At 53.5% G+C, this 25,419-nt stretch carries 17 protein-coding genes and 1 pseudogene; 7 read left to right on the top strand and 11 right to left on the bottom strand.

All coding sequences use genetic code 11. The annotated features are described in order from the left end of the window. The first annotated feature begins 226 nt into the window (after positions 1-226). The 5 genes from ACTJJN_RS22705 (at position 227) to ACTJJN_RS22725 (ending at position 9,980) form a co-directional block, all read left to right on the top strand. On the top strand, positions 227-1,669 hold the full coding sequence (locus tag ACTJJN_RS22705; RefSeq protein ID WP_014860628.1) for a mannose-1-phosphate guanylyltransferase/mannose-6-phosphate isomerase: 1,443 nt from the start codon (positions 227-229) through the stop codon (positions 1,667-1,669). 130 nt (positions 1,670-1,799) lie between these two features. Beyond that, complete coding sequence (locus tag ACTJJN_RS22710; RefSeq protein ID WP_014860629.1) at positions 1,800-3,161, top strand: phosphomannomutase/phosphoglucomutase; 1,362 nt, start codon at positions 1,800-1,802, stop codon at positions 3,159-3,161. A gap of 2 nt (positions 3,162-3,163) precedes the next feature. Next, positions 3,164-3,958: an ABC transporter permease gene (locus ACTJJN_RS22715; protein WP_014860630.1), complete on the top strand. Its 795-nt coding sequence runs from the start codon at positions 3,164-3,166 to the stop codon at positions 3,956-3,958. After that, a complete protein-coding gene (locus ACTJJN_RS22720) occupies positions 3,955-5,172 on the top strand; it encodes an ABC transporter ATP-binding protein (RefSeq protein WP_010952816.1) in 1,218 nt (405 codons plus the stop codon). Before ACTJJN_RS22715 ends, ACTJJN_RS22720 begins: the two co-directional genes overlap by 4 nt. Then, entirely contained in the window at positions 5,169-9,980 is a 4,812-nt protein-coding gene (locus ACTJJN_RS22725; RefSeq protein WP_440781630.1) for a glycosyltransferase, read from the top strand. The genes ACTJJN_RS22720 and ACTJJN_RS22725 overlap by 4 nt, the downstream gene beginning before the upstream one ends. Before the next feature lie 100 nt (positions 9,981-10,080). On the opposite strand, the gene ACTJJN_RS22730 is transcribed toward ACTJJN_RS22725, so the two are convergent. From ACTJJN_RS22730 to rfbB, 7 genes and pseudogenes are all read right to left on the bottom strand, one after another. After that, on the bottom strand, positions 10,081-11,169 hold the full coding sequence (locus tag ACTJJN_RS22730; protein WP_440781631.1) for an acyltransferase family protein: 1,089 nt from the start codon (positions 11,167-11,169) through the stop codon (positions 10,081-10,083). Positions 11,170-11,401: 232 nt separating this feature from the next. Beyond that, positions 11,402-11,664, bottom strand: a pseudogene (locus ACTJJN_RS22735) (DUF3077 domain-containing protein). A 145-nt stretch (positions 11,665-11,809) separates the two neighbouring features. Next, positions 11,810-12,061, bottom strand: coding sequence for a hypothetical protein (locus tag ACTJJN_RS22740; RefSeq protein ID WP_440781632.1), 252 nt, complete (start codon positions 12,059-12,061; stop codon positions 11,810-11,812). Between the two features lie 421 nt (positions 12,062-12,482). After that, complete coding sequence (gene rfbC / locus ACTJJN_RS22745) at positions 12,483-13,031, bottom strand: dTDP-4-dehydrorhamnose 3,5-epimerase (protein ID WP_440781633.1); 549 nt, start codon at positions 13,029-13,031, stop codon at positions 12,483-12,485. Next, positions 13,031-13,912 carry a glucose-1-phosphate thymidylyltransferase RfbA gene (gene rfbA, locus ACTJJN_RS22750; protein ID WP_440781634.1) on the bottom strand — a complete coding sequence of 294 codons (882 nt, stop codon included), beginning with the start codon at positions 13,910-13,912 and terminating at the stop codon, positions 13,031-13,033. Before rfbA ends, rfbC begins: the two co-directional genes overlap by 1 nt. Before the next feature lie 11 nt (positions 13,913-13,923). Further along, positions 13,924-14,826, bottom strand: coding sequence for a dTDP-4-dehydrorhamnose reductase (gene rfbD, locus ACTJJN_RS22755; protein ID WP_440781635.1), 903 nt, complete (start codon positions 14,824-14,826; stop codon positions 13,924-13,926). Further along, entirely contained in the window at positions 14,823-15,923 is a 1,101-nt protein-coding gene (rfbB, locus tag ACTJJN_RS22760; protein WP_010952822.1) for a dTDP-glucose 4,6-dehydratase, read from the bottom strand. The genes rfbD and rfbB overlap by 4 nt, the downstream gene beginning before the upstream one ends. A gap of 582 nt (positions 15,924-16,505) precedes the next feature. Between rfbB and ACTJJN_RS22765 the strand changes: the two genes are divergently transcribed. Together ACTJJN_RS22765 and ACTJJN_RS22770 are read left to right on the top strand one after the other, a co-directional pair. Then, positions 16,506-19,949 (top strand): glycosyltransferase, encoded by a 3,444-nt coding sequence (locus tag ACTJJN_RS22765; protein ID WP_440781636.1) that lies wholly within the window; start codon positions 16,506-16,508, stop codon positions 19,947-19,949. Beyond that, positions 19,946-20,956, top strand: coding sequence for a hypothetical protein (locus tag ACTJJN_RS22770; RefSeq protein ID WP_440781637.1), 1,011 nt, complete (start codon positions 19,946-19,948; stop codon positions 20,954-20,956). Before ACTJJN_RS22765 ends, ACTJJN_RS22770 begins: the two co-directional genes overlap by 4 nt. Before the next feature lie 149 nt (positions 20,957-21,105). On the opposite strand, the gene ACTJJN_RS22775 is transcribed toward ACTJJN_RS22770, so the two are convergent. The 4 genes from ACTJJN_RS22775 to ACTJJN_RS22790 all read right to left on the bottom strand — a co-directional run bounded on the left by ACTJJN_RS22775 (position 21,106) and on the right by ACTJJN_RS22790 (position 25,408). After that, complete coding sequence (locus ACTJJN_RS22775; RefSeq protein ID WP_440781638.1) at positions 21,106-22,185, bottom strand: hypothetical protein; 1,080 nt, start codon at positions 22,183-22,185, stop codon at positions 21,106-21,108. 246 nt (positions 22,186-22,431) lie between these two features. Further along, a complete protein-coding gene (locus ACTJJN_RS22780) occupies positions 22,432-23,115 on the bottom strand; it encodes an HAD family hydrolase (RefSeq protein ID WP_440781639.1) in 684 nt (227 codons plus the stop codon). Then, complete coding sequence (locus tag ACTJJN_RS22785; RefSeq protein WP_440781640.1) at positions 23,112-23,807, bottom strand: acylneuraminate cytidylyltransferase family protein; 696 nt, start codon at positions 23,805-23,807, stop codon at positions 23,112-23,114. Before ACTJJN_RS22785 ends, ACTJJN_RS22780 begins: the two co-directional genes overlap by 4 nt. Then, positions 23,804-25,408, bottom strand: coding sequence for an aldolase catalytic domain-containing protein (locus tag ACTJJN_RS22790; protein ID WP_440781642.1), 1,605 nt, complete (start codon positions 25,406-25,408; stop codon positions 23,804-23,806). The genes ACTJJN_RS22785 and ACTJJN_RS22790 overlap by 4 nt, the downstream gene beginning before the upstream one ends. Positions 25,409-25,419: the final 11 nt, after the last annotated feature.

A 25,419-nucleotide genomic window follows, 5' to 3' on the forward strand; every position in this document is an offset into this window, starting at 1 on the left:
CGACTGAAGATGCGCTCTCTGGCGCTCCTCGGGGGACAAGCTACATGAAAAAAACTCTGGTATTCTACGAGCCTCAGCTCGGGTCTGGAGCCTGGATGGCCAGGAATTGCCTCGCTGGGCGCGTATATTTATTGCTGCTGCACCCGACCGCAGCGGCTGTCAGATATTAAGATACATGTAGGTTTCCTGAGGTTTGAAACTTCAAGTGGCCGTTAAGGACTCAAATATGGAATTGATCCCGGTAATTTTATCCGGTGGCGTTGGTAGCCGTCTGTGGCCAGTATCACGTGAGGCTCATCCCAAGCCGTTCATGACCCTGCCAGACGGTCAGAACCTCATCCAGAAGACTTTCCTGCGAGCCGCCGACCTGAACGGTGTGGTTGAAATCCTTACGGTCACCAACCGCGAATTGCTGTTCAAGACCGAGGACGAATATCGCACCATCAACAAGCAGAACCTCAGCCAGGGTTACATTCTCGAACCCTTCGGTCGCAATACCGCCGCAGCCGTGGCCGCTGCGGCATTGCAGCTTCTGCAGTCCCACGGCCCTCAAGTGCACATGCTCGTGCTGGCGGCCGATCATCTGATCCAGAACGAAGCGGCTTTTTCCGAAGCAGTCAGCAAGGCCGTTCAGCTGGCAGGCGAGGGTTGGCTGGTCACATTCGGCATTAAACCCCAATACCCTGAAACCGGCTTTGGCTACATCGAGGCTGCGGATGGCGGTGTGCTCGAAGGTGGGCTAAGAGTCGAGCGTTTCGTCGAAAAACCCGACGCCAAAACCGCTGAGGCCTATGTCGCTGCTGGCAACTATTTCTGGAACGCCGGCATGTTCTGCTTCCAGGTTGGCACTGTGATCGAGCAGTTCAGGGCTTACGCTCCTGATGTGCTTGAAGCTGTCGAGCGTACCCTTGAAGCCTCGCGCCGCTCTACCTCCAAAGGCTATAGCTGCCTGGCTCTGGATGCAGAGTGCTTCGCCAGCGTGCCGGACATCTCCATCGATTACGCCTTGATGGAACGCTCGAGTAAAGTGGCGACCATTCCGTGCGATATCGGGTGGAGCGATATTGGCTCGTGGAATGCTGTCAGCGAACTGACCCTGCCGGATGAGCATGGCAACCGCTTCGACGGCGAAGTGATGGCTTACGGGGCGAGCAACAACTATGTCAGCACCGAAGACCGCCTGGCTGCGCTGGTAGGTGTTCAGGACTTGCTGGTGGTAGACACGCCTGATGCACTGCTGATTGCTCATAAAGACCACGCTCAGGACGTGAAACATATCGTCAAGCGCTTGAAGAACGATGGTCACACCGCCCATTTACTGCATCAAACAGTGCACCGCCCCTGGGGTACTTACACCACCTTGGAAGATGGTGAGCGCTTCAAGATCAAACGCATTGTGGTCAAGCCCAAGGCGTCGCTGTCCCTGCAGATGCATCACCACCGCAGTGAGCACTGGATTGTGGTGAGCGGTATGGCAGTGGTGGTCAATGATGATCAGGAACTGATGCTCAACACGAACGAATCCACGTTCATTCGGGCGGGTCACAAGCACCGTTTGCAGAACCCGGGTGTAATCGACCTGGTGCTGATCGAAGTTCAAAGCGGCGACTACCTGGGCGAAGACGATATCGTTCGCTTCGAGGATAACTACGGTCGTTGCGACGCCTGATCCAGCCTCTCCAGTCGACCCCGTGGGCCTGATCCAAGCGCGGGGTCGATTTCGCTCGGCAAGCCTGTCGCCGACTTTCCCCTTTTTCGAATGGTGTTCGCTCAAGCGCCGCCGTATACAAGTGAGATGTATGTACCCACCCATTCAGACCCGCTGCTTCAAAGCCTATGACATTCGCGGCCAAGTGCCGGCTGATCTCAATGAGGATGTTGCCTATCGTATTGGTCGTGCCTTGGTGGCTGAGCTGGGTGGGCGCAGCTACGTGGTAGGTCGTGACATGCGCTTGGAAAGCCCGACTCTTTCCCAAGCATTGATGAGGGGCCTTACTGAAGGCGGCGCCGACGTTATAGATATTGGCCTTTGTGGCACCGAGGAAGTGTACTTCGCTACCAGCCACTACCAGGCCGGCGGTGGCATCATGGTAACCGCCAGCCATAATCCCAAAGGCTATAACGGCATGAAACTGGTGCGCGAGCATTCGCGACCTATCAGTGGTGACACGGGCCTCAAGGATATTCGCCAGCGGGTGGAATCCGGTGATTTGGGGACCGCAGCCCCGGCCGCAGGCAGTGTTCGCCTGGCGTCCGACAAAAGCGCTTACATCGACCACCTGCTGACCTATGTGGACCTGGCTACCCTCAAACCATTGAAAGTGCTGGCGGATCCGGGTAATGGTGCTGTCGGCCCGGTGCTGGAGCTGTTGAAGGCGCGCCTGCCACTGAAGCTCACTGTTATCAATGGGGAACCAGATGGCAACTTCCCTAATGGCATCCCCAACCCGCTGCTACCGGAAAACCGTGACCTTACACGCCAAGCTGTCCTGGATACCGGTGCAGACATGGGCATTGCCTTCGATGGTGATTTCGATCGCTGCTTCTTCTTCGACAATCAGGGGCGTTTCATCGAGGGCTACTATGTAGTTGGCCTGTTGGCTGAAATGCTGCTGGCCAAGCACCCAGGCAGCAAAATCATTCACGACCCGCGCCTGACCTGGAACACCATCAAACAGGTCGAAGAAGCAGGGGGAATGGCAATCCAGAGCAAGACCGGCCATGCCTTCATAAAAGAGCGTATGCGCGCCGAAGATGCGGTATATGGCGGCGAAATGAGCGCCCACCATTACTTCCGTGACTTTGCCTACTGCGACAGCGGTAACATCCCTTGGCTCCTGGTCGCTCAGTTGATGAGCGTAACGGGCAAAAGCCTGGGGCAACTGGTGGACGAACGTATTGCAGCGTTCCCGTGCAGTGGCGAAATCAACTACGAAGTGGAGGATGTTAAAGACACTATCGAGAAGATTCTTGCTCACTACTTGCCGCAAAACCCCAGCGTCGACCGCACCGACGGTATCAGCGTAGAGTTCGCTGACTGGCGTTTCAGCCTGCGTGGGTCCAACACCGAGCCATTGCTGCGCCTCAATGTCGAGAGCCGAGGCGATCAGGCTTTGGTTGAGCGCCAGGTTGCACAAATCGCCGGCTTAATCAGAGGTTAATTATGTTTGGCATGATCAAAGGTATATGGAGCTATCGAGGCTTCATTATCTCTTCAATCAAGAACGAATTCATTTCACGCTTTGCGCGAAGCAAACTGGGCGGGCTGTGGATGATTATTCATCCCCTGGCCCAGGTCGCCATCTATGCGCTGATCCTGTCCAACGTACTGGCCGCGAAGCTGCCAGGCATTGACAATAAATACGCTTATGCCTTGTACCTGATGGCCGGCATTCTGGCCTGGAACCTGTTTGCCGAGATCGTCAGTCGGTGCCTGACGCTATTTATCGAGCAGGGCAATATTATGAAAAAGATGCGCTTTCCGCGTATTACGCTACCGGTTATCGTGGTGGGCTCGTGTTTGCTGAACAATGTCTTGTTGTTCGCAGCAGTGATGCTGGTTTTCTCATTGCTTGGCCACTATCCGACGCTGCAGATACTTTGGCTAATCCCGTTGGTGATGATCGTCGTTGCATTAAGCGTTGGCATTGGCCTAGTGTTGGGTATTCTCAATGTTTTTCTGCGGGATGTCGGTCAGGTAGTGCCCATCGTGCTGCAGGTGTTGTTCTGGTTTACCCCAATCGTTTACATGGTCAATGTGATACCTGAACACCTTCGGGCCACCCTTAGTTTTAACCCCATGTATCCCATTGTTACTGCCTATCACGACGTACTCCTGTACGCTAAAGCGCCTGATTTGAGTCAGGCGGTTGTCATGATCGGGATTTCCTTTGGTCTGTTGTTGCTTGGCCTGTTCCTGTTTCGTCGGTCTGTGCCTGAAATGGTGGATGTACTATGAGCCTTTTGAGTGTCAGTGATGTGGGCAAAGCCTACAAAACGTACCGTTCGGAACTGCAACGAATCGCCCACTGGTTCTTTTTGCCCACTAAGGCAAGCAGTGAACACTGGGTGTTGAAACACATCAACTTTGCAATTGAACCCGGCGAAGCCATCGGCATTATCGGGCAAAATGGCGCCGGCAAGTCCACCTTGCTGAAGATGATCACCGGGACGTTGCAGCCGACCCAGGGTCGAGTACAGGTCAATGGCCGAATCGCAGCCATTCTGGAGCTGGGCATGGGTTTCAATCCAGAGCTCAGTGGCCGCCAGAACGTGTACCACGCTGCGGGTCTGATGGGTTTCGATGTACAGCAGATCAATGATGTCATTGATGACATTGAAGCCTTTGCCGAGATTGGCGAGTACTTTGATGAGGCAGTGCGTACCTATTCCAGCGGTATGCAAATGCGCGTCGCATTTGCCGTGGCGACTGCGTTCCGTCCAGAAATCCTTATCGTCGATGAGGCGCTGTCAGTAGGGGACAGCTATTTCCAGCACAAGAGTTTTGAGCGCATCCGTGAGTTCCAGCGGCTGGGAACATCGCTTTTGATCGTGTCACATGATCGTGGCGCCATCCAATCGCTGTGCAGCCGGGCCTTGCTTCTGGAAAACGGCTCCATCATCAAGGATGGGCCACCAGAGCAGGTCATGGATTATTACAATGCCCTGATTGCCGAGAAAGAAAACAGCACCGTGCAAGTCAAGCAACTGGCTGATGGCACCGTGCAGACGCAGTCGGGCAGCGGCGAGGCAACTATCGGTACCGTTGCTTTGTACGACATGCAAGGCACGCCTGTCGAGTTCGTGGCTGTGGGTGACAAAGTGACCCTGAGCGTGCAAGTAGAGGTGCACGCGCCGATCCCTGAGCTTGTAGTCGGCTACGTGATCAAGGACCGTTTAGGCCAACATGTTTTCGGTACCAATACCCACCACTTGGGCAAAGCCCAGAAGGCGCTTGAAACCGGTGAAAAACTGGAGTACCGCTTCGACTTCGAGATGAATCTGGGGCCTGGTTCCTATTCTGTAGCGGTTGCCTTGCATGCCAATGAGGTGCACATCGGCAGCAATTACGAATGGCGAGACCTGGCGTTGGTGTTCAACGTGGTCAATACCTCAAAGCCCCAATTTGTCGGCATGGCTTGGGTTCCAACAGCTGTGGAGTGCATCCGGTGAAAAAACCTTTCTATCGCGCTTTCGAGGATCGCTACCGTGGCTCCACGAAACTGATCACCGAGCGGCTGCAGGTGTATATGCCGTTCCTTCATCCGCTGTTGGCACTGGATGACGAGCATCGTGCGATTGACTTGGGCTGTGGCCGTGGCGAGTGGTTGGGTGTACTGGCCGGGGAGGGCTTCAATGCAGTTGGCGTAGACCTGGATGACGGCATGCTGGAGCAATGCCGGATCGAGGGTTATGCCGTTGAAAATGCCGACGCCGTTGCCAAGCTTAAATCGTTGGCCGACGCCAGCCAGGTGCTGGTGTCCGGGTTCCACATTGCCGAACATGTCCCGTTCCCGGTTTTGCAAGAGCTGGTAGGGCAGGCGCTTAGAGTACTCAAGCCCGGTGGGCTGCTGATACTGGAAACCCCCAACGCCGAAAACCTCATGGTGGGGACCAACAGCTTTTACCTCGACCCCAGCCATGAAAAGCCTATCCCCAACCTGCTACTGAGCTTTTTGGCGGAATACGAAGGCTTTGGTCGTAGCAAACTCGTGCGGTTGCAAGAGCTCTCACCACTACCCGCACACGAGGACATGCGCCTGCTGAATGTGCTCAGCGGTGTAAGCCCAGACTACGCGGTAATTGCTCAGAAAGATGCCCCGGAGCCGACACTTTCGGCCTTCGCCAGCGCCTTCGATGCTGAGTATGGGGTGACCCTTGAGGACCTGGCTGAGCGCTATGAAGAAAGGCTGGCTAGCAACTTCCAGCAAGTGGGCGAAAGCGTCGAAAGCTGCCATTCGGCATTGTCGCAAGTTAACCTGGAGCTGGGTCAGCACCAGGCAGCCCTTGTGGATTTGAGCCAGGAAGTCGAGCGTCATCGCGCCGAACTGGAGAGCCTCAAGCAAGTGGTGAACGGCCTGAACCACCATCTGGCCGATACCCAGCAACGGCTGGCTCTTGCTGATGAGCGTATGGCGGCGACGCAAGCCTGGATCGATAAGCAACAGGCCAAATCGCTGGTAGCTATCGTCAAACGCACAGCCAGGCCGCTTGCCATCAGGATGATTCGGTCGGTACTCGGCAACCAGGTGCTGCGACACAATGCCAACCAGTTGCTGCGCAAATTCCCCAAGCTGCACCATCAGTTGAAACTGTTCGCTCAGAACCGCGGGCTTATTGGTGGCGGTGCATTCGCATCGGCGGCCATGGGCCACGTCGGGTTCCAGGCAGTAGATTACTCGAGGGTAAGTTTTGCCGTATATCCCAAAGCGCCGCTGCTGCCTGAAGGCTATTACCTGAAGGACGAGGCTGTCGCACCGGCGTTTAATGCCGTGCGGATCACGGGGCATATCGAAGGCCATTACAGCCTCGCCATCGTCAACCGCGGCCTGGGTGTGGCGTTGTTCGACATGCTGGAGGGCAAGCTCGCGTTCCAGCCCTACCATGGTAAGGCGTACGACAATGTCATCGAGATACCAGCCTTCCAGCAGCGGCTGACAAATGCAATAGGCCAACCGTTGGATGAAGCGTTGGAAGGGGAAGTGCTGTCGATTGTTCATCACTACCCCATGATCAAGGACCTGAAAGGCGCTGGCATGCGGCTGGTCATCTTCTTCTGGGAAGAAACCGCAATCCCGTACGAGACCATCAGCTTCATTAACGAAAACTTCGATGCTGTTATCGTGGCCGCTTCTTTCGTAAAGAAAGTGCTGCACGATTCTGGCTGTGAAGTACCGGTGGTCATCTGCCCTGTCGGGGTAGATCACATCATTACCAATGAAGTGGCACCGATTACCGATATTCGTCCCGCTGCCGGGCAACGGTTCCGATTTTTGCATGTATCGTCGATGTTTGAGCGCAAAGGCCCTGACGTGCTGCTTGAGGCCTTTGCCGAGGCTTTCTCCAGCGCCGATAACGTCGAGCTGTACATCAAGACGTTCCCCAACCCGCATAACCGCGTACATGAATTGATCGCCAACCTCTCGGCTGATCGGCAAGACATGCCATCGATCGTGGTTGACGAAAGCCCTATGGACGACCAAGGCATTATCGCGTTGTATCGTTCCGCGCACACGCTGGTGCTGCCAACGCGTGGTGAAGGCTTCAACTTACCAGCGGCTGAAGCGCTGGCAATGGGGTTGCCGGTAATCGTCACCGGCTTTGGTGCGCATGTTGATTTCTGCACGCTTGGCACTGCCGAGCTGCTGCCGTTCTTGTTTGCCAAGTCGGGCAGCCACTTGGGTGCGGCTAATTCATGCTGGGTCGAACCGGACAAGCATACCTTGGCCCTCAAGATGGGCGAACTGCGCGGCAAAATCGTCGAAGGCGACGATGCACTCGAGCAGCGCCGGCGCCAGGGCATTGAACTTGTTCGCAGCATCTACACTTGGGAGCAGAGTGCGCAGGCGGTTTTAGCCAGTGCCAACTGGCTCAAACACGAAATGCCGGCGGCCGCCGCCAGCAAGACCAAACTGGTGGTGGTTTCTCCTTGGGCAACCAAATGCGGCATTGCTGAATACACTCAGGCATTGCTCAGTGAGTTCAAGCAGGACGATTACGACGTTCGCATTTACTGCGATGAGCGCACCACAGACACAACCTCCGATGTCTATCAGCCTGCCTGGAGGCTTTCCGACGCCAAATCGATGTGCAAGGTGTTGGCCAACGAGGGCTGTGCCGATGCTGATGTTGTTTTGGTGCAGCATCAGCCGAGCCTTTTCGCCCTCAATGATGAAGTTTGCGAGCGTCTGGCGCAGTTGCACGATCAGGGCAAGGTTGTGGTGCTTGAACTGCACTCTACGCAGCCGTTGATTACCGACCACCGCCTTTCCGAGAGGGCCGTACGTTCGCTGCACAAGCTTGACCGCATCATCGTCCACAAGCCTGAAGACCTGAATAACCTATTGGTGCTGGGCCTGGCCGCCAACGTCATGATGATGGCGCACGGTGTTATCTCTCCGCTCACTGACGTGCAGCCGGCGGATGTCCGCGATGAGTTGGGTATCGCTCAGGATGACCTGGTCATTTCGTGTTTCGGCTTCATTCTTGCCCACAAGGGTATCGACACGCTGATCGAGACCATTCTGCCGTTGGCGCAAGAAACAGGCCGCAATGTTCACATGCTCGGTTTGCACTCCATCCTCGATGCGCGCAGCGAACAGACACTGGATGCTTACCGGGCCAGGGCGGTTGAGCTTGGTGTGGATGACAAGATCACCTGGGTTACCGATTTCCGCCCCATCAAGGAGTGCCTGCGCCTGATGAGCGCAGCGGATTACGTGATCTTCCCCTACAAGGAAACACAAGAAAGCGCCAGCGGTGCGGTAACGATCGGCATTACCACCCTCAAGCCGGTGCTGGTGAGCCCGATCCATATCTTCTCGGACATGGCTGAAGCCACCTTGCGGATGACCGGTAGCCACGCTGCGGACATCGTGGCGTCGATCGCAGAGCTTGAACGCAACCCGGACAAGGCTCAGGCGTTGGTGGCGCGACAGGAGCGATGGATTGACGACCGCAGTTGGGAGCGGGTTTCTGCCCGCCTGAGCGCTACCGTGCAGGCACTGTTGTTCGAAAACAACCACCTCGCCCCGATTGTGGAAAAGCACCGCCGACTCAGCCCGGGAATCAGCCCGGCAGCACCGAAGAAGTTGCTGGTGGATGTGTCCGAGCTGTACTTCCGCGATGCTAAGACTGGTATTCAGCGCGTCGTGAAGCGGGTAATCAATGAATTTCAGCGCGGTGAGGGTGTTGATTACCAGGTAATCCCGGTATTTGGCGTTACCGGCAAAGGGTATAGGGTTGCAAGTGGATATCCAGGCTCCAGTGCCTATGTGGCCAGCTTGAGCGAATGCCCGATTGAGTACTCGGCGGGGGATGTGTTCCTGGGGTTGGACCTGAGCGCGCATTTGTTCCCCGAGTTTGATGGCGAGCTCGAGCGCATGCGCCGTGCAGGCGTGGGTATCCACTTTGTGGTTTATGACCTGATCCCGTTGTTGCACTCAAGGTTTGCCTACCCCGGTATTGATGGCGCCTTCAACAACTGGATGCGTTCTATCAGCCAATATGCCGATGGGGTTGTGGCGATCTCGGCTGCGGTGGCTGCTGACGTTAAAGTCTGGTTGCAGCAGCACGGTGGCGGGCGTGTGATGCCGTCCATCAGTCATTTCCACCTGGGGGCTGATATCGAAGAGGTTCAAGGCCAAGGCAGCTCTACGCTGGAAGATACGTTCATTGACCAATTGAAAGCGGTGCCCACATTCCTTATGGTGGGTACGCTTGAGCCACGCAAAGGCCATGCACAGACTTTGGCTGCGTTTGATGTGCTGTGGGCCCAGGGTGTAGAGGTGAACCTGGTGCTGGTTGGCAAGGAAGGCTGGGCCGTCGAGCAGTTGGTCCAGCACCTGCGTGCGCACCCACAATTGGGCAAGCGCTTGTTCTGGCTGCAAGGGTTGAGCGATGCCGACCTGACCGAACTCTATAGCGCCAGCTGTGCGTTGATCGCCGCCTCGGAGGCCGAAGGCTTTGGCTTGCCGTTGATTGAAGCTGCACAGCACAAACTGCCCATCATTGCGCGCGATATACCTGTGTTCCGCGAAGTGGCGGGGGAGTTTGCCTATTACTTCCAGGGCGTGTCCGCGGATGAGCTGGCTCACGCCATGAAGCAATGGCTGGAGCTGTTCCAGCAAGGTGCCCAGCCGCTTTCGGATGAGATGCCTTGGCTACATTGGAGTGAAAGTGCAGCTGAATTAAAACGCCTGGTGTTGGGTGTGACGGAAAATACTCAGCTAAAGCATAAGGCGCCTGCTCAACTGCACTGATTGCGTACGCTTGGCCATCCATGAACCCTGCAGTGCGGCGCGGCCGCACTGCAGGGTTTTTGCCATATGGCTTTGTATGAGGCACGCAGTAAACGCGCCTTTATCCGGCTACGGGTACAGCCTGGCGACGCTGGCGCAGATAGCGTTGAGCCGGGCGCTCCAGCCAGCGGTGGGTCAACAGGCTTAGCGGGATAAGGATGGAAAAGAACAGCAGCATGACCCATCCCTGGTAGAACACCGTACGTGGCAAGGCCAGCGCGTCGAAGCCTATGGCGAAGAGGATCTGCAGCGGGAAGTGGGTGAGGTAGGATGCGTAGCTGATGTCCCCCAGCCAACCCCAGTGCCGTGCCAGCCCATGCCAGCGGAAGCCCAGGGCAGCCAGCGCCGCCACTAGTAGCGGGTAGCACACGTACAGCAGCACGGTACCGTTCAGCGCGTCAGCCCTGTGAACCAACCAAACCCAGCTTGCAATACACAGGGGCACAGTGGCCACGACAGTGCCGGTATCACCTGCCCACCGCCTTAGCTGATCGAGCACGCTATAGGTGACGCCGCCAATGAAGAAGCACAGCACGCCACTGCCCAGCTTGTACACCTCAGGGTACAGGTAGCTGCCCAGCGCCAGGGCTACAACGGTCAAGGGCCATTTCCAGCGGCGGCAAAGACAGATCAGGAAAAATGCCGCATACAGCAATACTTCCACCGACACAGACCAGAACGGGGCATTGAACGACCAGCCTTTTTCCAGCCCCCAGGCAGGTACCATCAACAGGTTCAGGAGTGCGTGATACGCGTCGTTGAATGGGTAGACGAAGTAGCCGTCGCGGCCACCCGAATACGCCCATTGCAGCCCGGCAACGGCCATAAAGGTAACGATGTGTAGGGGGTATAAACGGCTGAAGCGGTCCCATGCGAAGCGCGCGGCAGGTAGCGAGCGGTCGGCCACCTCGGCGGCGAACAGCCAGTAGAACACAAAGCCGGACAAGGTAAAGAACAGTTGCACCGCCATGCCGCCATGCTGATACAACATCTTGAACTGGCTGAACAACGGCTGCAGGGTCGGGTCAAATTGTGCGGGTGTACTGCCCACATAGAAAAAGTGCTGCCAGTGCCAGAACACGACGCACAAGGCGGCAAAACCGCGCAGGACATCGAGGGTGTAAAGCCTGTTGCTGGTAGATGGGGGCATGGGATGCTGATTACCTGAGTCGCTGGGCCTTCAAGCCCGTGGTGTGCTTGAAGCGCCGATAACAGGCTGTTGAGCGCCCTGTTCACTTACTTGGCCTTTTTACGCTGGCACCCTCTTGCTCCGCTGAAAGGGGCGGCATTGTAGCCAGAATCCCTCTTCAGGAAAAGCAGATGGCGGCCATGCCATATCCGTCGGCCTGCATGGCACCGGAGCCATCCCTGTAGCAGGTCGCTCAGCACATCATGCCTAGCTCGGCCTCATCCATCAGCGCTTGAGCCAACGCGCATACACAGTGTGAAGCCCAGATCAGTTGCGGTTTGTTTTCCATCAATCCGTCCAGGGTCATGTCCCGTGTGTAGCCCATCAGCTCTGAGACCTGTTCCCGTGAGCTCTGGCATGGGATGCCGGCTTCGATGCGGAAGAGGGGGGCGACTGGTTTTGACCTTGGTAGAAGGTGGTTTTGCCGACGGTGAGTTTGGTTTCTACTGCAGGCATTGTTCAATTTCCCGAAATCGCTGCAGTCTGGGTACGGGGCACCCCGGCCATCCCCACATCAGTTGCACAAGCGCCAACGTGCAAGGATCGCAGCCTGAAAGGCGAGGCTGGTTTGCCTGCGATAGACCCCACCCGGGCGACACAATCAGTTAAGCCTCAATGAGACGTTTTTGGCTAAGTGGGCATATGTAACTGCAGCAGGTGCGGCCCAAAGCAAGGGCCGCAGCGTCTCCTGTTCATACATGGACGTCATCATCACAATCGACGCGGGGGCCTTGGGCTGCAGCAACATCGCTTGATGCACGGCGGTATCGGCGCATAGCGCGTAAACCGTGGCTGGACCAATATCTTCAAGACAAAGGGTGCTGAGGGGGGGATCAGGAGCTATTTTCAGCATGGTTACACTCCAACAATGGTTGAACTACTATCCACCTCGCTGTCAAACGGGAGGGTGGCAGCTGTACGTTGGTTGTCAGACCGAGATTGTTGGCACTCGGCGCACATGAGGGTGCCCGCACGTACAGCCGCCATAAGCGTAAGCACACGGACAACAATCTACGGCCTGCCAAAACCGGTCACTGATTTGGTAGCGACGGGTCGAGACTAAGTCTCACGATTAACGTGCGCAACGGAAAACAGGCGCAGGGAGTATCTTTGGGAAGTGGCCTACAAGGAAGGGGCAAATTCTGATTATTTGCCAGGCCATGCAGCGGTTGCTTCTTAGTGACGTGTGAAAAGCGCCACTATCGGCAAGACCCGGTTACGGCATGTGTCCAGAGACAAGGCTGCGCTACCGCAGCCCTTCTCCGCGAAAAGCGTTAGTCGAACAGCTCAGCGTCAGCCAGTGCCACCCCGAGCTGATCCTTACCAGACAAGCTCGGTGTAAAGTCGATAGGCCATTCGATGCCGACTGCCGGGTCATCCCAGGCAATGCAGCGCTCGCACTGCGGCGAGTAGAAGTCGGTGGTCTTGTAGAGGAACTCTGCGGTTTCACTCAACGTGACGAAGCCGTGCGCGAAGCCTGGTGGGATCCACAGCTGGTTCTTGTTCTCGGCCGACAGCACCGCCCCCACCCACTTACCAAAGGTAGGGGAGGAGCGACGGATATCCACCGCAACATCAAAGACCTCGCCCTGCACCACGCGTACTAGCTTGCCCTGGGCGTGAGGTGCCAGCTGGTAGTGCAGACCACGCAACACGCCTTTTACCGAGCGCGAGTGGTTGTCTTGTACAAAGTCGGGCTGCAGACCGGTCACTTCGCTGAAGACACGGCCGTTGAAGCTTTCGTAAAAGAAGCCACGTTCGTCGCCGAAAACCTTGGGGGTAAACAGGACAACTTCAGGTATGTCCATCGGAATGGCGTGCATCAGAATACCTTCTCATTCAACAAGTTTTGCAGATACTTGCCATAGCCGTTTTTCAACATGGGCTTAGCCAGGCGCTCTACTTGCTCAGCGTTGATCCAGCCTGCGCGGTAGCAAATTTCTTCAGGGCAGGCCACCTTCAAGCCCTGACGGCGCTCCATCGTGGCGATGTACTGACTAGCTTCGAGCAAGCTGTCGTGCGTACCGGTGTCGAGCCACGCATAGCCACGGCCCATGATTTCTACCTGCAACTGCTGCTGCTGCAAGTAAAGATTGTTGAGGTCGGTGATTTCCAGCTCGCCACGTGGGGAAGGCTTCAGCTCGCGAGCCAGATTGACTACCTGATTGTCATAGAAATACAGGCCGGTGACCGCATAGCTAGACTTTGGAACTGCCGGTTTTTCTTCCAGCGACAATACGCGACCGCTATCGTCAAACTCCGCTACGCCATAGCGTTCTGGGTCATGAACATGATAAGCGAATACTGAAGCACCGGATTCACGTTTATCTGCGTTCAATAGCAGTGCCTGGAAGTCATGGCCGTAGAAAATATTGTCACCGAGAACCAACGCAGAAGGGTCGTTACCGATGAAGTCAGCGCCGATGGTGAACGCTTGCGCCAAGCCATCCGGGCTTGGTTGTATTGCGTATGACAGGTTAAGGCCCCACTGGCTGCCATCGCCCAGCAGCTGTTCGAAGCGCGGGGTGTCCTGCGGGGTGGAAATGATCAGGATGTCCCGGATACCAGCGAGCAGCAGGGTGCTCAGCGGGTAGTAGATCATCGGTTTGTCATACACCGGCAGCAGCTGCTTCGAAACCGAAAGTGTGGCCGGATGCAGGCGTGTACCCGAACCGCCGGCCAGAATAATTCCTTTACGAGCCATGAGAGTCCCTATTACTGGATTTCGTCCAGCATACGTTGCACGCCTTGCTCCCAAAGCGGCATTTTGAAATTGAACGTGTTTTCCAGTTTGCCCAGTGCCAGGCGCGAGTTGCGCGGACGTGGTGCAGGTACTGGATAAGCTTCGGTGCTGATTGCGGCAACCTGATCAGCTGTCACTTTCAGCGCTACGCCAGTGCGTTGAGCATGCGCCAGCACGAACTGAGCAAAACCATGCCAAGAGGTTTCACCGGACGCTGCCAAGTGGTAAATCCCTGCCAGGTGACGGTTGTCTTGCCCATTGAAGATTTGCCGCAGGATGTGTGCAGTAACGTCGGCGATCAGGTCAGCGCCCGTGGGTGCGCCAAATTGGTCTGCTACCACGCTCAACGTCTCACGCTCCGCCGCCAGGCGCAGCATGGTCTTGGCAAAATTGTGCCCGCGCGCAGCATACACCCAGCTGGTGCGCAGTACCACGGCCTTGGCGCCGCTGGCGAGAATGGCATGCTCGCCTTCCAGCTTGGTCCGGCCGTAGACCGAAAGGGGGCCGGTAGGCGCAGTTTCCTCCCAGCGCTGACTGCCGCTGCCGTCAAATACATAATCGGTGGAATAATGAATCAACCAGGCGCCCAAAGCTGCTGTTTCACGTGCTAATACAGCAGGAGCCGCGGCATTGATCATTGCAGCCCGTGCCTGATCGCTCTCAGCTTTATCCACTGCAGTGTAGGCAGCAGCGTTGACGATCACGTCCGGCGCCAGCTGACGAATCGTAGCGGCCAAGCCGTCCAGGTTGGACAAGTCGCCACATAAGCCCTCGGCCCCCTGACGATCCAGCGCGATGACCTCACCCAGCGGCGCCAAGGCGCGCTGTAGCTCCCAGCCTACTTGCCCGTTTTTCCCCAACAGCAGGATTTTCACGCTTTATTTGCCCCGTATTGTTGTGCCACCCAGTCACGGTAGCTGCCGTCCATGACACCTTTTACCCATTTCTGGTTGGCCAAGTACCAAGCGACTGTCTTTCGAATGCCCGTCTCGAAGGTTTCGGCAGGTTTCCAGCCGAGCTCCCGCTCGATCTTGCGTGCATCGATGGCATAACGGCGGTCATGGCCTGGGCGGTCGGTTACGTAGGCGATGAGTTCTGCATACTGTTCGACAGGCTCGCCGGTCTTCTGATTGATTACCTGGCGCGATGCCGCAGGTGCCATCTCGTCGAGAAGGCTGCAGAGTGTACGCACAATGTCAATGTTGGCTTTTTCATTCCAGCCGCCAATATTGTACGTCTCGCCGAACGCACCGGCTTCTAGTACGCGACGGATGCCCGAGCAGTGATCTTCGACATACAGCCAGTCGCGGATTTGCTGGCCGTCGCCATAGACAGGCAGCGCCTTACCGGCGAGTGCGTTGACGATCATCAGCGGGATCAGTTTTTCCGGGAAGTGGAGCGGCCCGTAATTGTTGGAGCAGTTGGTAGTGAGTACCGGCATGCCGTAGGTATGGAAATACGAGCGTACCAGATGGTCGCTGGCTGCCTTGCTGGCGGAGTATGGGCTGTTCGGCGCGTACGGCGTGGTTTCGGTGAACGCCGGGTCGTTTGGCCCTAGTGTGCCGTAGACTTCGTCGGTAGAGACATGGAGGAAACGGAAGGCTTCCTTCTCTGCACCTTCCAAACTATTCCAATGCGCCCGGGCGGCTTCAAGCAAGCGAAACGTGCCCATCACGTTGGTTTCGACAAACGCTTCGGGGCCGGTGATTGAGCGGTCTACATGGGATTCCGCCGCGAAGTGAACCACGGCGCGCGGGCGGTGCTCTGCGAACAGCTTGGTCAGAAGCGCAGCATCGCAAATATTGCCTTGCACAAAGCGATGCTGAGGGTTGCCTTCCAGCGGCTGCAGGTTGGCCAGGTTGCCTGCGTAGGTCAGGGCGTCGAGGTTGAGGACGGGTTCCTCATTGTGCGCACACCATTGCAGTACGAAATTTGAGCCGATGAAGCCGGCTCCGCCTGTTACTAGAATCATAATTTGGCTCTAATTGGACAAAAAAGGTGTTGTCGTAGACAGATGACGCTGAGAAACTTCGCCCCGGCAACGCAAGGCGAGCTGCTAGCGCTGCCGGAATTAGACCACCCTGATGTCGAAAAATACACTGCTGGGTGCCGGTACTGACCGTGCCGATCTGCTCACGCTGGAAGAGGAGGAGCCGTTGCAGCGGTGGAAGGTGACCTCATGGTTGCCTAGACACAACAGGGAGTCGTCAGGTGTCCATGCAAGAAACAGTTGTTTGAGCGATGCAACTCACGGAGACTGATCTGGGTGCTGACAAGTCTAGAGGGCCTTAAGCTACCGCTATCCTGGGACTCTAGTTCGCTGGGCATGGCAGCGCGGGGTGCGCATCTGGAAGTCGGGTTCGTTTCCGGGGGTTGGAAAGTGTCATTTTTATTTGTCAGTATTCCTGAAATAGGAATTAGAGTGATGGCAGTTCTTGCATTCATGTTGAACAACCCAACAAAAATTATAATAGCCTCGGGGCTCGGCAGGTTAGACGTCATTCTTCATGTTTCAGCGGTCTGGCGCTCTTGAATATTCATAGGAAAGTGAAAAATGTCTGTTAAGGAAGGCTTGCCGAGCGTAGATGTGCAGCCGAGCATGCATGTTAAGGGAAATTCAGTGCCCGTCCCCCAGAAAAAGACTGGCTCAAGGCGATTTGTGCTGGATCTGGCTTATTATCGGAATCGATACCCAGACCTATCTTCGCTCACGGACGATGCGCTCGAACAGCATTGGCATGCGTTCGGTCATCAAGAAGGCCGTTATGCCTCGGCTTCGCACGAAAGTGGTGATGCGGAGCTTATCGCTGAAGCAGTTCTCAATGCGGCCGACAGCGCCGTTATGGTCAAGCCGGATGTTGCGAAAGTTGACCTGGATTTTTACCTGACCTTTTACCCTGACCTCAAAGCCGGCGGCGTTGAAACTCAAGCTATTGCGGAAGCACATTTCCAACGCTTCGGACGGGCGGAGGGGCGACTTCCTACTCTCGATGCCTGGGCTAAGAAGCACGAGCTTCCACTAGAGCTGTTACCGAACGGGTTCAGCCTTTCAGCAGCCATTGACCGGAGTGCCAAGCGCGGCCTTGAGGTTGAGCCACAGCGGGTCATGGGCATATTCCTGGGGCAGGATGTTATCCCTATTGATCTCGCTGAGACGCCCCAGAAAAGCCAGTTAGTGTTTTCTAAACTGGGTATGCATTACTTGTCCCGGCACAAGGTCCAGGAGGGCAGAATCCTGCTTGAAGCGGCTTTGAGCATCGCGCCGAGTGCTGAGGTATTCAACCGGCTAGGCGGTAGCTACATGGAGGATGGTCACTTCAGTATTGCCTTGCAGTACTTCAATGCTGCCGCGCAATTGCCGAATCCGCCGGTTTGGACTGCCTTCAACCAAGCGCACTGCTTGGCTAAGCTGCATCAGCTAGATGAAGCCATTCGGGTGCTTTCTGCAGGTATTGCTACCAACCCGAATCACCGTCCCCAGCAAGACGAACTCGAGCGTTTGGCCGAGCAGAAATGGCGTGATTTACACGCAAAGCTCATGACCCGAGTGGATATGCTGGACCGGGAGAGCCTGATCAATGAGGCGTACGCTTACGCGGTTGACTTGTATCGAGCGTACCTTCCTGTTTATGGTGATCTGTCGGAAGGCGCTGCACATGATTTGCCAGCACTGCCGCCCTTGGGCAATTTGAATACCGATCGTGTCTTAATTGTTGGTGACTTCCATATAGCCCAGTGCGTGCGCTACCGTATCGAGCAGAAGATCGAACAGCTGGAAGCAGTTGGCAAGCAAGTTACTGCCATAAGCTGGACTGAGCTGGACAAGAACCAAAATGCATTAGCACTGCACGATGTGGTGATCTTCTATCGAGTTCCAGCTGTAGTTCAAGTAATCAAGGCGATCGCTCAAGTCAACGCAACGGGTAAGCTCAGCCTGTACGAAATTGATGATCTGCTATTTGTTCCCGAGTACCCGCCGTCGATCGATAGCTATGGTGGCTATGTTTCACTGGCAACACACCGTGAACTCACGCGCGGCATGGCTTTGTTCAATGCCGCTGCGCGACTTTGCCGTCAGGGGATCGCATCTACTGAGCCGCTGCGTTTGGAACTTGCCAAGCTGGTGAGAGAAAAACAGTGCTGGTTGCATCGTAACGGCCTGGACAGATTGAATCAGATTCGCACGAACGACAAATCGCACAAGAAGACCATCGATATCTTCTATGGCAGCGGTACTCAAGCACACAACACCGACTTTATCGAACAGGCGCTGCCTGCGATTGAGCGTGTGCTTAGCGAGACCCCTCAGGCTCGTTTGGTCGTTGTTGGTTACCTGCGATTGCCAGTGTCATTTACCGCAAAATACGCTCAGCAGTTTACCCAGTTGCCGGCCATGGACAGTGTGCAAGGTTATTGGTCGCTGCTTGAGCAAGCGGATATCAATATTGCGGTGTTGCACGATGACAAAGTCAATGCCTGTAAAAGCGAGCTGAAATGGTTTGAAGCAGGCTGCTTCGGTATCCCATCGGTTTTGAGCAGCACAGCCAATTACCGTGACGTTGTCAAAGATGGAGAAGATGGTTTCCTGGCCACTACTGAAGAAGAATGGTATCGGGCATTAAAAAAACTCGCTGATAGCCAAGCCTTACGGCAACAGGTAGGCCAGGCCGCTCAGAAGCGGGCCCAGGACGATTACAGCCTGCAGGCGCTTGGAAGTAAACTGGCAGCTACGCTCGACGATTTCGTAAGGGGCATTCAGAAAGCCAAGCCGAGGAAGAAAATTGCGTTGGTCAACGTATTTTTCCCACCGCAGGCGATTGGTGGTGCAACGCGTGTCGTGGCTGATAACTTCTCAGAGTTCAGAAGCGCTTACGCCGAGGACCTCGATGTCTGTGTCTTCACTGCTGATGTTGAGTGCAGAGCCGCTCATCAGATGAGTGTCTACACCTATGAGGGCTGCCGGGTCTACAGGTCTACAACCCTGTGGCGTGAGCACATGGATTGGCATCCTAAAGACCCAGAGATGTATCGCCTGTTCCAAGAGTTCCTGGAGCTGGAAAAACCCGATTTGATCCACTTCCATTGCGTCCAGCGTTTGACAGCTTCGATTGTGGAAGCGGCACGAGATGCCAAAATTCCTTACATGGTCACTATTCACGATGCCTGGTGGATCTCGGATTTCCAGTTCTTGGTCGACCATAACTCAAAAGTTTATCCTGACGGGCATCCTGACCCTTACGAGCTCATAGAAATGCCAACGAATATGACGTTGGCAGATTCCATCGAGCGACGCCGCGATCTGAAAGACCTCCTTCATAGTGCTTCGAGGGTGCTGACCGTGTCGAACGCGTTCGCAGAAATTTATCGTCGAAACGGCATCCCGGAGGTAGAAGTTGTAGCTAATGGCGTCTCCAGTGATATTCCTTGGACGCAGAAAGATACCTCTTACACCAAACGGGTTGTATGCGGGCATATCGGCGGAATGTCGGAGCACAAGGGGTATTATCTGCTTAAGGAAGCAGTGCTTCAGAGTCAGCCTGAGAACCTTGAGTTTTTGATTGTTGACCATTCCAAGGAAGAGGGGTATGAACATCATTCTCAGTGGGGGAAAGTGCCAGTGACCTTTATCGGTCGCGTAAGCCAGAAAGGAATCGTAGACCTTTATGGGAAAATTGATGTCCTCTTTGCCCCATCGATGTGGCCGGAAAGCTTCGGCCTTGTAACGCGTGAAGCGGTTGCTAGCGGATGCTGGGCGGTCGCCAGTAGCATGGGAGGCATAGGCGAGGACATTGTTCCAAATAAGAATGGTTATGTCATTGAGCCTAGTACGGAAGCCTTAGTATTAACGTTAAAGCATATCAGTAGCTCAATTGCCCAACACAAGGCGGCATCCGACACAGAGGTAAGGAGAACCTCAGCGAGCCAAGCTATGGAGCTCAAGAAGCTCTACATGACCTTGAAAGATGGCGATGCAGTAGGAAGGAAGCTTATAAAATGAAAGTTACAAATATAGGGCTGTCCTCAGTCGTGATTGAATTTGCGAGCGTCAATGCTTCCAAATTTATAAATCTTAGCCAGGCGCAGCGTGAGGTGCCATTCAAATGGGTGAACGCTGGCGATCCTCAGCAGGTAGCCATTGAGGTCAATATCAGAGATTTTTCGGTCTATGAAAGTTTGCTACTGACTTCTGACGAGCATGAGTTGGAGCTAGCCGGAGCCTTCGAAAAATTTAGGCTGGATGAAAAAAAGCTCGCTGATGAGTTCTATGTTACAGGCGCCATAATCAATGCTGCTACTCGTGGCATGGAAAATAACGAATTATTTTTCGTTGCATTCAATGCCCTGGAAGTTATGCCTGTGAACAATCATTTTTACGGCGCATTAATTACTTTGATTTCCTATAAGTACCTAGAGGCCCCGGAGTATCGGGGTTGGGTGATTGGCGTTCTATTGGAGTCAAAAACAAAGTTTGACGAGGCCGTAGAATATTGTACCCCTAATACTGCGCGCTGGGGTATTTCCTCTGCGACAGCATTTGCCCTGGTGCTTCTCCTTAATGACCGTATTGAAGATGCTGAGGGGGTAATCGATTCGGCGCTGCGCAGATATGAACCCAATCTAAACCAGCTCAGCTATTGGAATTATTGTCAGTGCTTGATTCTAAAAGCGGCAATACTTGCCTTTGCTGGTAGGAGTAAAGAGTCAGGTTGGAAGTTTCTTGCTGCGTTTGATTTTTCGAGAAAAGCTATAAACGATATATTCCATTCTCGGAATGATTGGGTTCTGGGGCAGATATCGGACTGCCATGCACTCCTGAATCTCGGGGAGTTAGCGATGAAATGTGCTGCTAAAAGTTTAGGCAGGATACCTTCCGAGTCCCGGTATGCTGATATCAAGTACAGTGGAAAAATAAGCTTCGCGCCCGTATTTTCAAGGTTTCAAAGTTCGCGGTCGAAATTTAAAAGTGAGTTTTTTGACGTGACTGAAATGACGCTTAATACTTAATAGGATATTTATAGTCTACCTCCCCTTGACATGCCCCGAAAATGAAATAGCTTATTGCAGATTTGCAATAAGCTATTTCTAAATTTGTTAGCTGAGGCGATCGGTTTTTTGTATGTGAAACCGCTCGCCTCAGGCTTTGTGATGTGTATTTATGATAGTGTTGATCTAAGCTTGCAATACGGATTGGTTTTAATGGTGCCATCTTTTTTGATTAAGGACATTGATAGATAAAGTACTTGTGCGAGTCCGATAAGGTTGTAAATGTCGCCAACTATTTCTTCGTCTTCAGTGTGGTTGATCATTACGAAGCATAGTGTTGGTTTTTTTTGTTTCAATGCTTTGTAAAAGAAGGTCTTGCCGTCTTTTTTTATGATGAGTAATTTATTTTGATATGGCGCTTTGTCGAAGAAGGTAAGGCTGGCTTCGTTCGGTTTGGAATCTTCTTCTTTTGCGAAATAGATTAGCGTTTCGTGATATTTATGTGATGAAAAAAGAGCCTCATCAGCTTCCCTGACATGAAAGCCGCCGACTTTTGTTATATCAAGAATTCCTCGTCTTAGGTAATCCTTGATGAGTCTGAATGTGTTAGTGGTACCCGATACGACAAAGCTGTCGTTTTTGAAATAATCAAATATTTTAAAAAACGATTTTTTTGCCTTCAGAGCCAACGTTAGTGCTTGCGGGGAAGGCAACCCTTCGTGGATTTTTTTGAGGAAGTAATAACCAAAAATTGAAGGATGATTACTGGAGTCAATAAACAAGAAGTTAAGATCGTAATTAAGTATGTCAGAAAGTTTTATGCTGTTTCTGAATCTTCTTTCAATTTCGGGTAAATTCCAAATAGGATGTTGGTATGTGCTGTTCTTGAAATATTTATCCTCGTTGATGTTTTTGTATTCTCTGATCAATAGGCACCAGAAAACTAGTCTTATATCATCTCTTTGAAGGATTTCTAAGCTTTCAATAGACTTATCATACATAAGCTTGTCTATTTCTGGGTTTATAAATTCTTTCTTTACAATGAAGGCGTCGTTCTCATTATGTGTCAGATGATAAGTGTTGCCGAATCTAAAGTCACCTACCATGATGAATGGATTATTTGTTCTTGAACAGCTCTTGATGCTCTCATGCCATATCGGGAGCCCACCGACCCCATGAAACTCACTATCGATTTCAAAAAAATCTCTCAGCCTTTTCCAGCGTACTACGTGCGAGGGGCCAATAATCATGTTAATATCCGATCATAAAATGTAAATATAATAATGCTAAGTAGGCATAGATGATTTATCAGGATTTGATCTGGTTTGCTAAACTCTGGTTTTCACCTATGACTGAAGCTGAATTTTAAGATAAATTTTTCGGTTGGGGCGCTGAAGTGGGAATAAAATTTACAAAGCGCAGAGGGTGCATTATATTCCCCGTAGGGCAGTGCCTGGAGTGGCGCTGCCCAATTGCAAAATAATTTAATGCGTTATCTATTCGGGATGAGTGCAAGTTTCGAGCAGAGATGAAATATTGCCTAGGGCATATATATTATTCTCATTGCACCATTGCTGCCAGTTCTTAACTTCGGACCAGTCACTCAAAAAAAGGAAATCCAAATTCGATTCGCTAGCTGCCTTGAAGTCATATTTACTGTCGCCGATGAAGAGCGCAGGAGGTGCGATATTTGAGCTGCGTAGCTCGCGAGCAATAATTTCCTCTTTAGCATCTGGGCTTCCGAATATGCCGCCATCAAACAGCTCAGCAAGCTTTCGCTGTGCAAAAACCTCACGGAGTTCGGTCTGGTCACCGCCAGAAACGATCAACCAGCGAGTATTCGGAGTTTTTGCTCGAAGCTCCCGTATGCCACTCGCTATATCGCAGCTGAGCAGGCCGCTGCTAACGTTTTCAGCATAGCGGTCTAGAAGGTGCTCTAATGAAGGTCCTTCAGCGTGTTGGGCGACTATGTGTTCTAAGAAATATGAAAACTTTTTATAGCGTGAAATCCCGCCATTAGCAACGTGGTGATCAGCGAGAGCTTGGGCGGCCATTTCGCCGTAAGGCAGCGCTGCTTCGTAGAAGGCTTGGGTTTTCACCTTATTCGAATCTAGCAGCACACCGTCGCAGTCAAAAACCAGGGTGGCGTAGTCGCCTAGATTCGATTTAATATTCTTCATAGGGTAACCAAACCTTTTTCTAGCAGGCATTCAGCGATTGTGAAGTCTTCCGGCCAGTCAATGTCATGGCTGATCAGTTTGCCCAGTGGATGAAGGTAGGGTTTACGACCAATTCGGTCATCTAGCTCCCTGTAAATAGTTGCATGAGCAAGAAATACACCACTGTTTACTTCATGTACTGGGGTGAGAGTTTGCGTTCTCGGCCATTTCTCTACGTTTCTGTCATAGTTCATGGCTTCGCCATTTTGCCAGAGGAAGCCGTGTAGCAAATTTGTGGTCATCAAGGAGTCGTACCCGTCCAGTACTTTCTCATTGTGAAGCTTTATGATTTCGTTGTAATGACTGGCGCTGAGGAATGGCGAAGTAACGTGGGTCCACAAGATATTACCTTCGCCTATCAACTCAAGCGCATGCGCCACCAACTGGTCAGTGCTGGTCTGGCTGGAAGATAGGTCTTCTCGTCGCTTATGAAGTTTGATTTTATTATTTTGAAGCGATGAGGCGTAGTCAAGGATGCTTTCATCGTTGGTGCTCAGTACGATGGAATCAACAGCGTCTGCTTGAAGCAGTTGCTTCAACTTGATTTCAATCAAGCCGAATTCGTGGCCGCCAAATGGTTTTATATTCTTATTCGGAATGCGTTCGCTGCCTTTTCGGCAGGGCAGAAAACACGTCGTTTTTTCATATTTCATTTCAGTGGCCCATAAACGCTTTGGCAGCTAATGTCATATCGAGTTGGTGTCAGGCAGAGCAACGGCGTGCTGGACGGGGTGTCTTGATACTGCCTGAAAAGCTTGTTGGTATCAGCATTTCGCGGGTCTTCGCCAGGATACCCATCGAAGCCAGCCATGAGAATGCGTTTAGCTTTGCCAGAGCTGGCGGCAGCCATGGCGTACGCTACCACTAGCGAGGTCGGGATAGTGCAATGGGTGTCCTCGAACGTGAATTTATCGGGCTGAACATTCAGGCCGAAATCAAGGACGTTTTTATTGGCGAGCGCACCCTGCACATCCATCGGCAGCATGGAGTAGGGCGTAATCAAAGGCTGAGGCAGCTCGATATGCGCCTCGCAATCGGCCAGAAGGCGGACGGGATGGCAAGCTACCCTGACATCAATCAATTCAGCAGCAATTGAGCTCTGCGTGTTCAGAGCCATCACAACCGGTTTATGCTGGCGAATGAAGTGTTCCAATGCTTGCCGGTGCGCCGCTACGCCAGGACCCGTACCTAGAAGCAATACATCTTGGCCGGCAAGAAGATCCTGCGGTGCCCACTGACCTGTGGGCGCGCCACGGTAAAAGTGTCGGGCGGCATCAAGCGTATGTACGCTGAACTTCTTGCCGCCTTCATTGCGAAGGTATTCAATGACCGCAAGAATATCTTCTTCGCCGAAGCGGGAGTCACCCAGCATTTCTTGAATATAGGTTGGGTGGATACCATATTTGCCAGCGAGGTAGTAATACGGGTTGGTCCCCCAGCCATACTTAACTTGCATGGGTTTGAAGTGCTCACGAAGAAGCGTCATCAAAGGTATCAGATTCGCTGGTTTCCGAGTGCGTGCAGCAATCTCGATAGCCAGCTCTTCGGTGCGGGCGTTGCCGGGCCCTCGGCCCATACCAGTGACTGTAGAGTCGACCCAGGTAACGCCTTCATCCATCGCGCGCAAGGTATTGGAAAGCGCCAAGCCGAGATTGTCATGGGTGTGGATCCCCAAGGCACCCTGCCACTCACTACGCAGCCACTGGATGATCTGTGCCGCATCATCAGGGGACATGCTCCCCATGCTGTCAGCAAAATACAGCACATCCAGCGGGTAGTTGTTTGCAAGTTTAGCCAGCGCTTTGATTTCGCTTTCTGAGCAGTTCGCGATCTGCATCAGGTTGAAGCCTACATCGTAGCCCCGTTCTTTGAGCCAGCTCGCCGCAGGGAGTGCTTCTGCAAACTCATGAACGTGGCAAGCAATACGCACCAGGTCAACCGGCGATTCACTCGCGGGGCTGGGGAACAGTAGCTGCAGTGCCTGCTGCCCCGCGTTTTTTCCGACCAGTTCACTGCCGTTAACCATCACTCCGATCGTCATGGAAGGGGGCAGATCCAGGGTGCTCAGGAAGGCATCAGTGGTATAAGCGCAGGCGCCGCTAAAACTGCTGTTTTTTAACGAACGAAGGCCCAACTCAATCGTTTGAATGCCAGCAGCTTGCATGGCGGTTATATACTGTGCAATCAGCGCTTCGGAGAAGTTCCAGTTATTGTAATAACCACCATCTCGAAGTGTGCAGTCCAGATGCTTCATGTCAATGTGTC

Source organism: Pseudomonas sp. 22515 (assembly GCF_052044625.1).
GTDB lineage: Bacteria > Pseudomonadota > Gammaproteobacteria > Pseudomonadales > Pseudomonadaceae > Aquipseudomonas > Aquipseudomonas alloputida.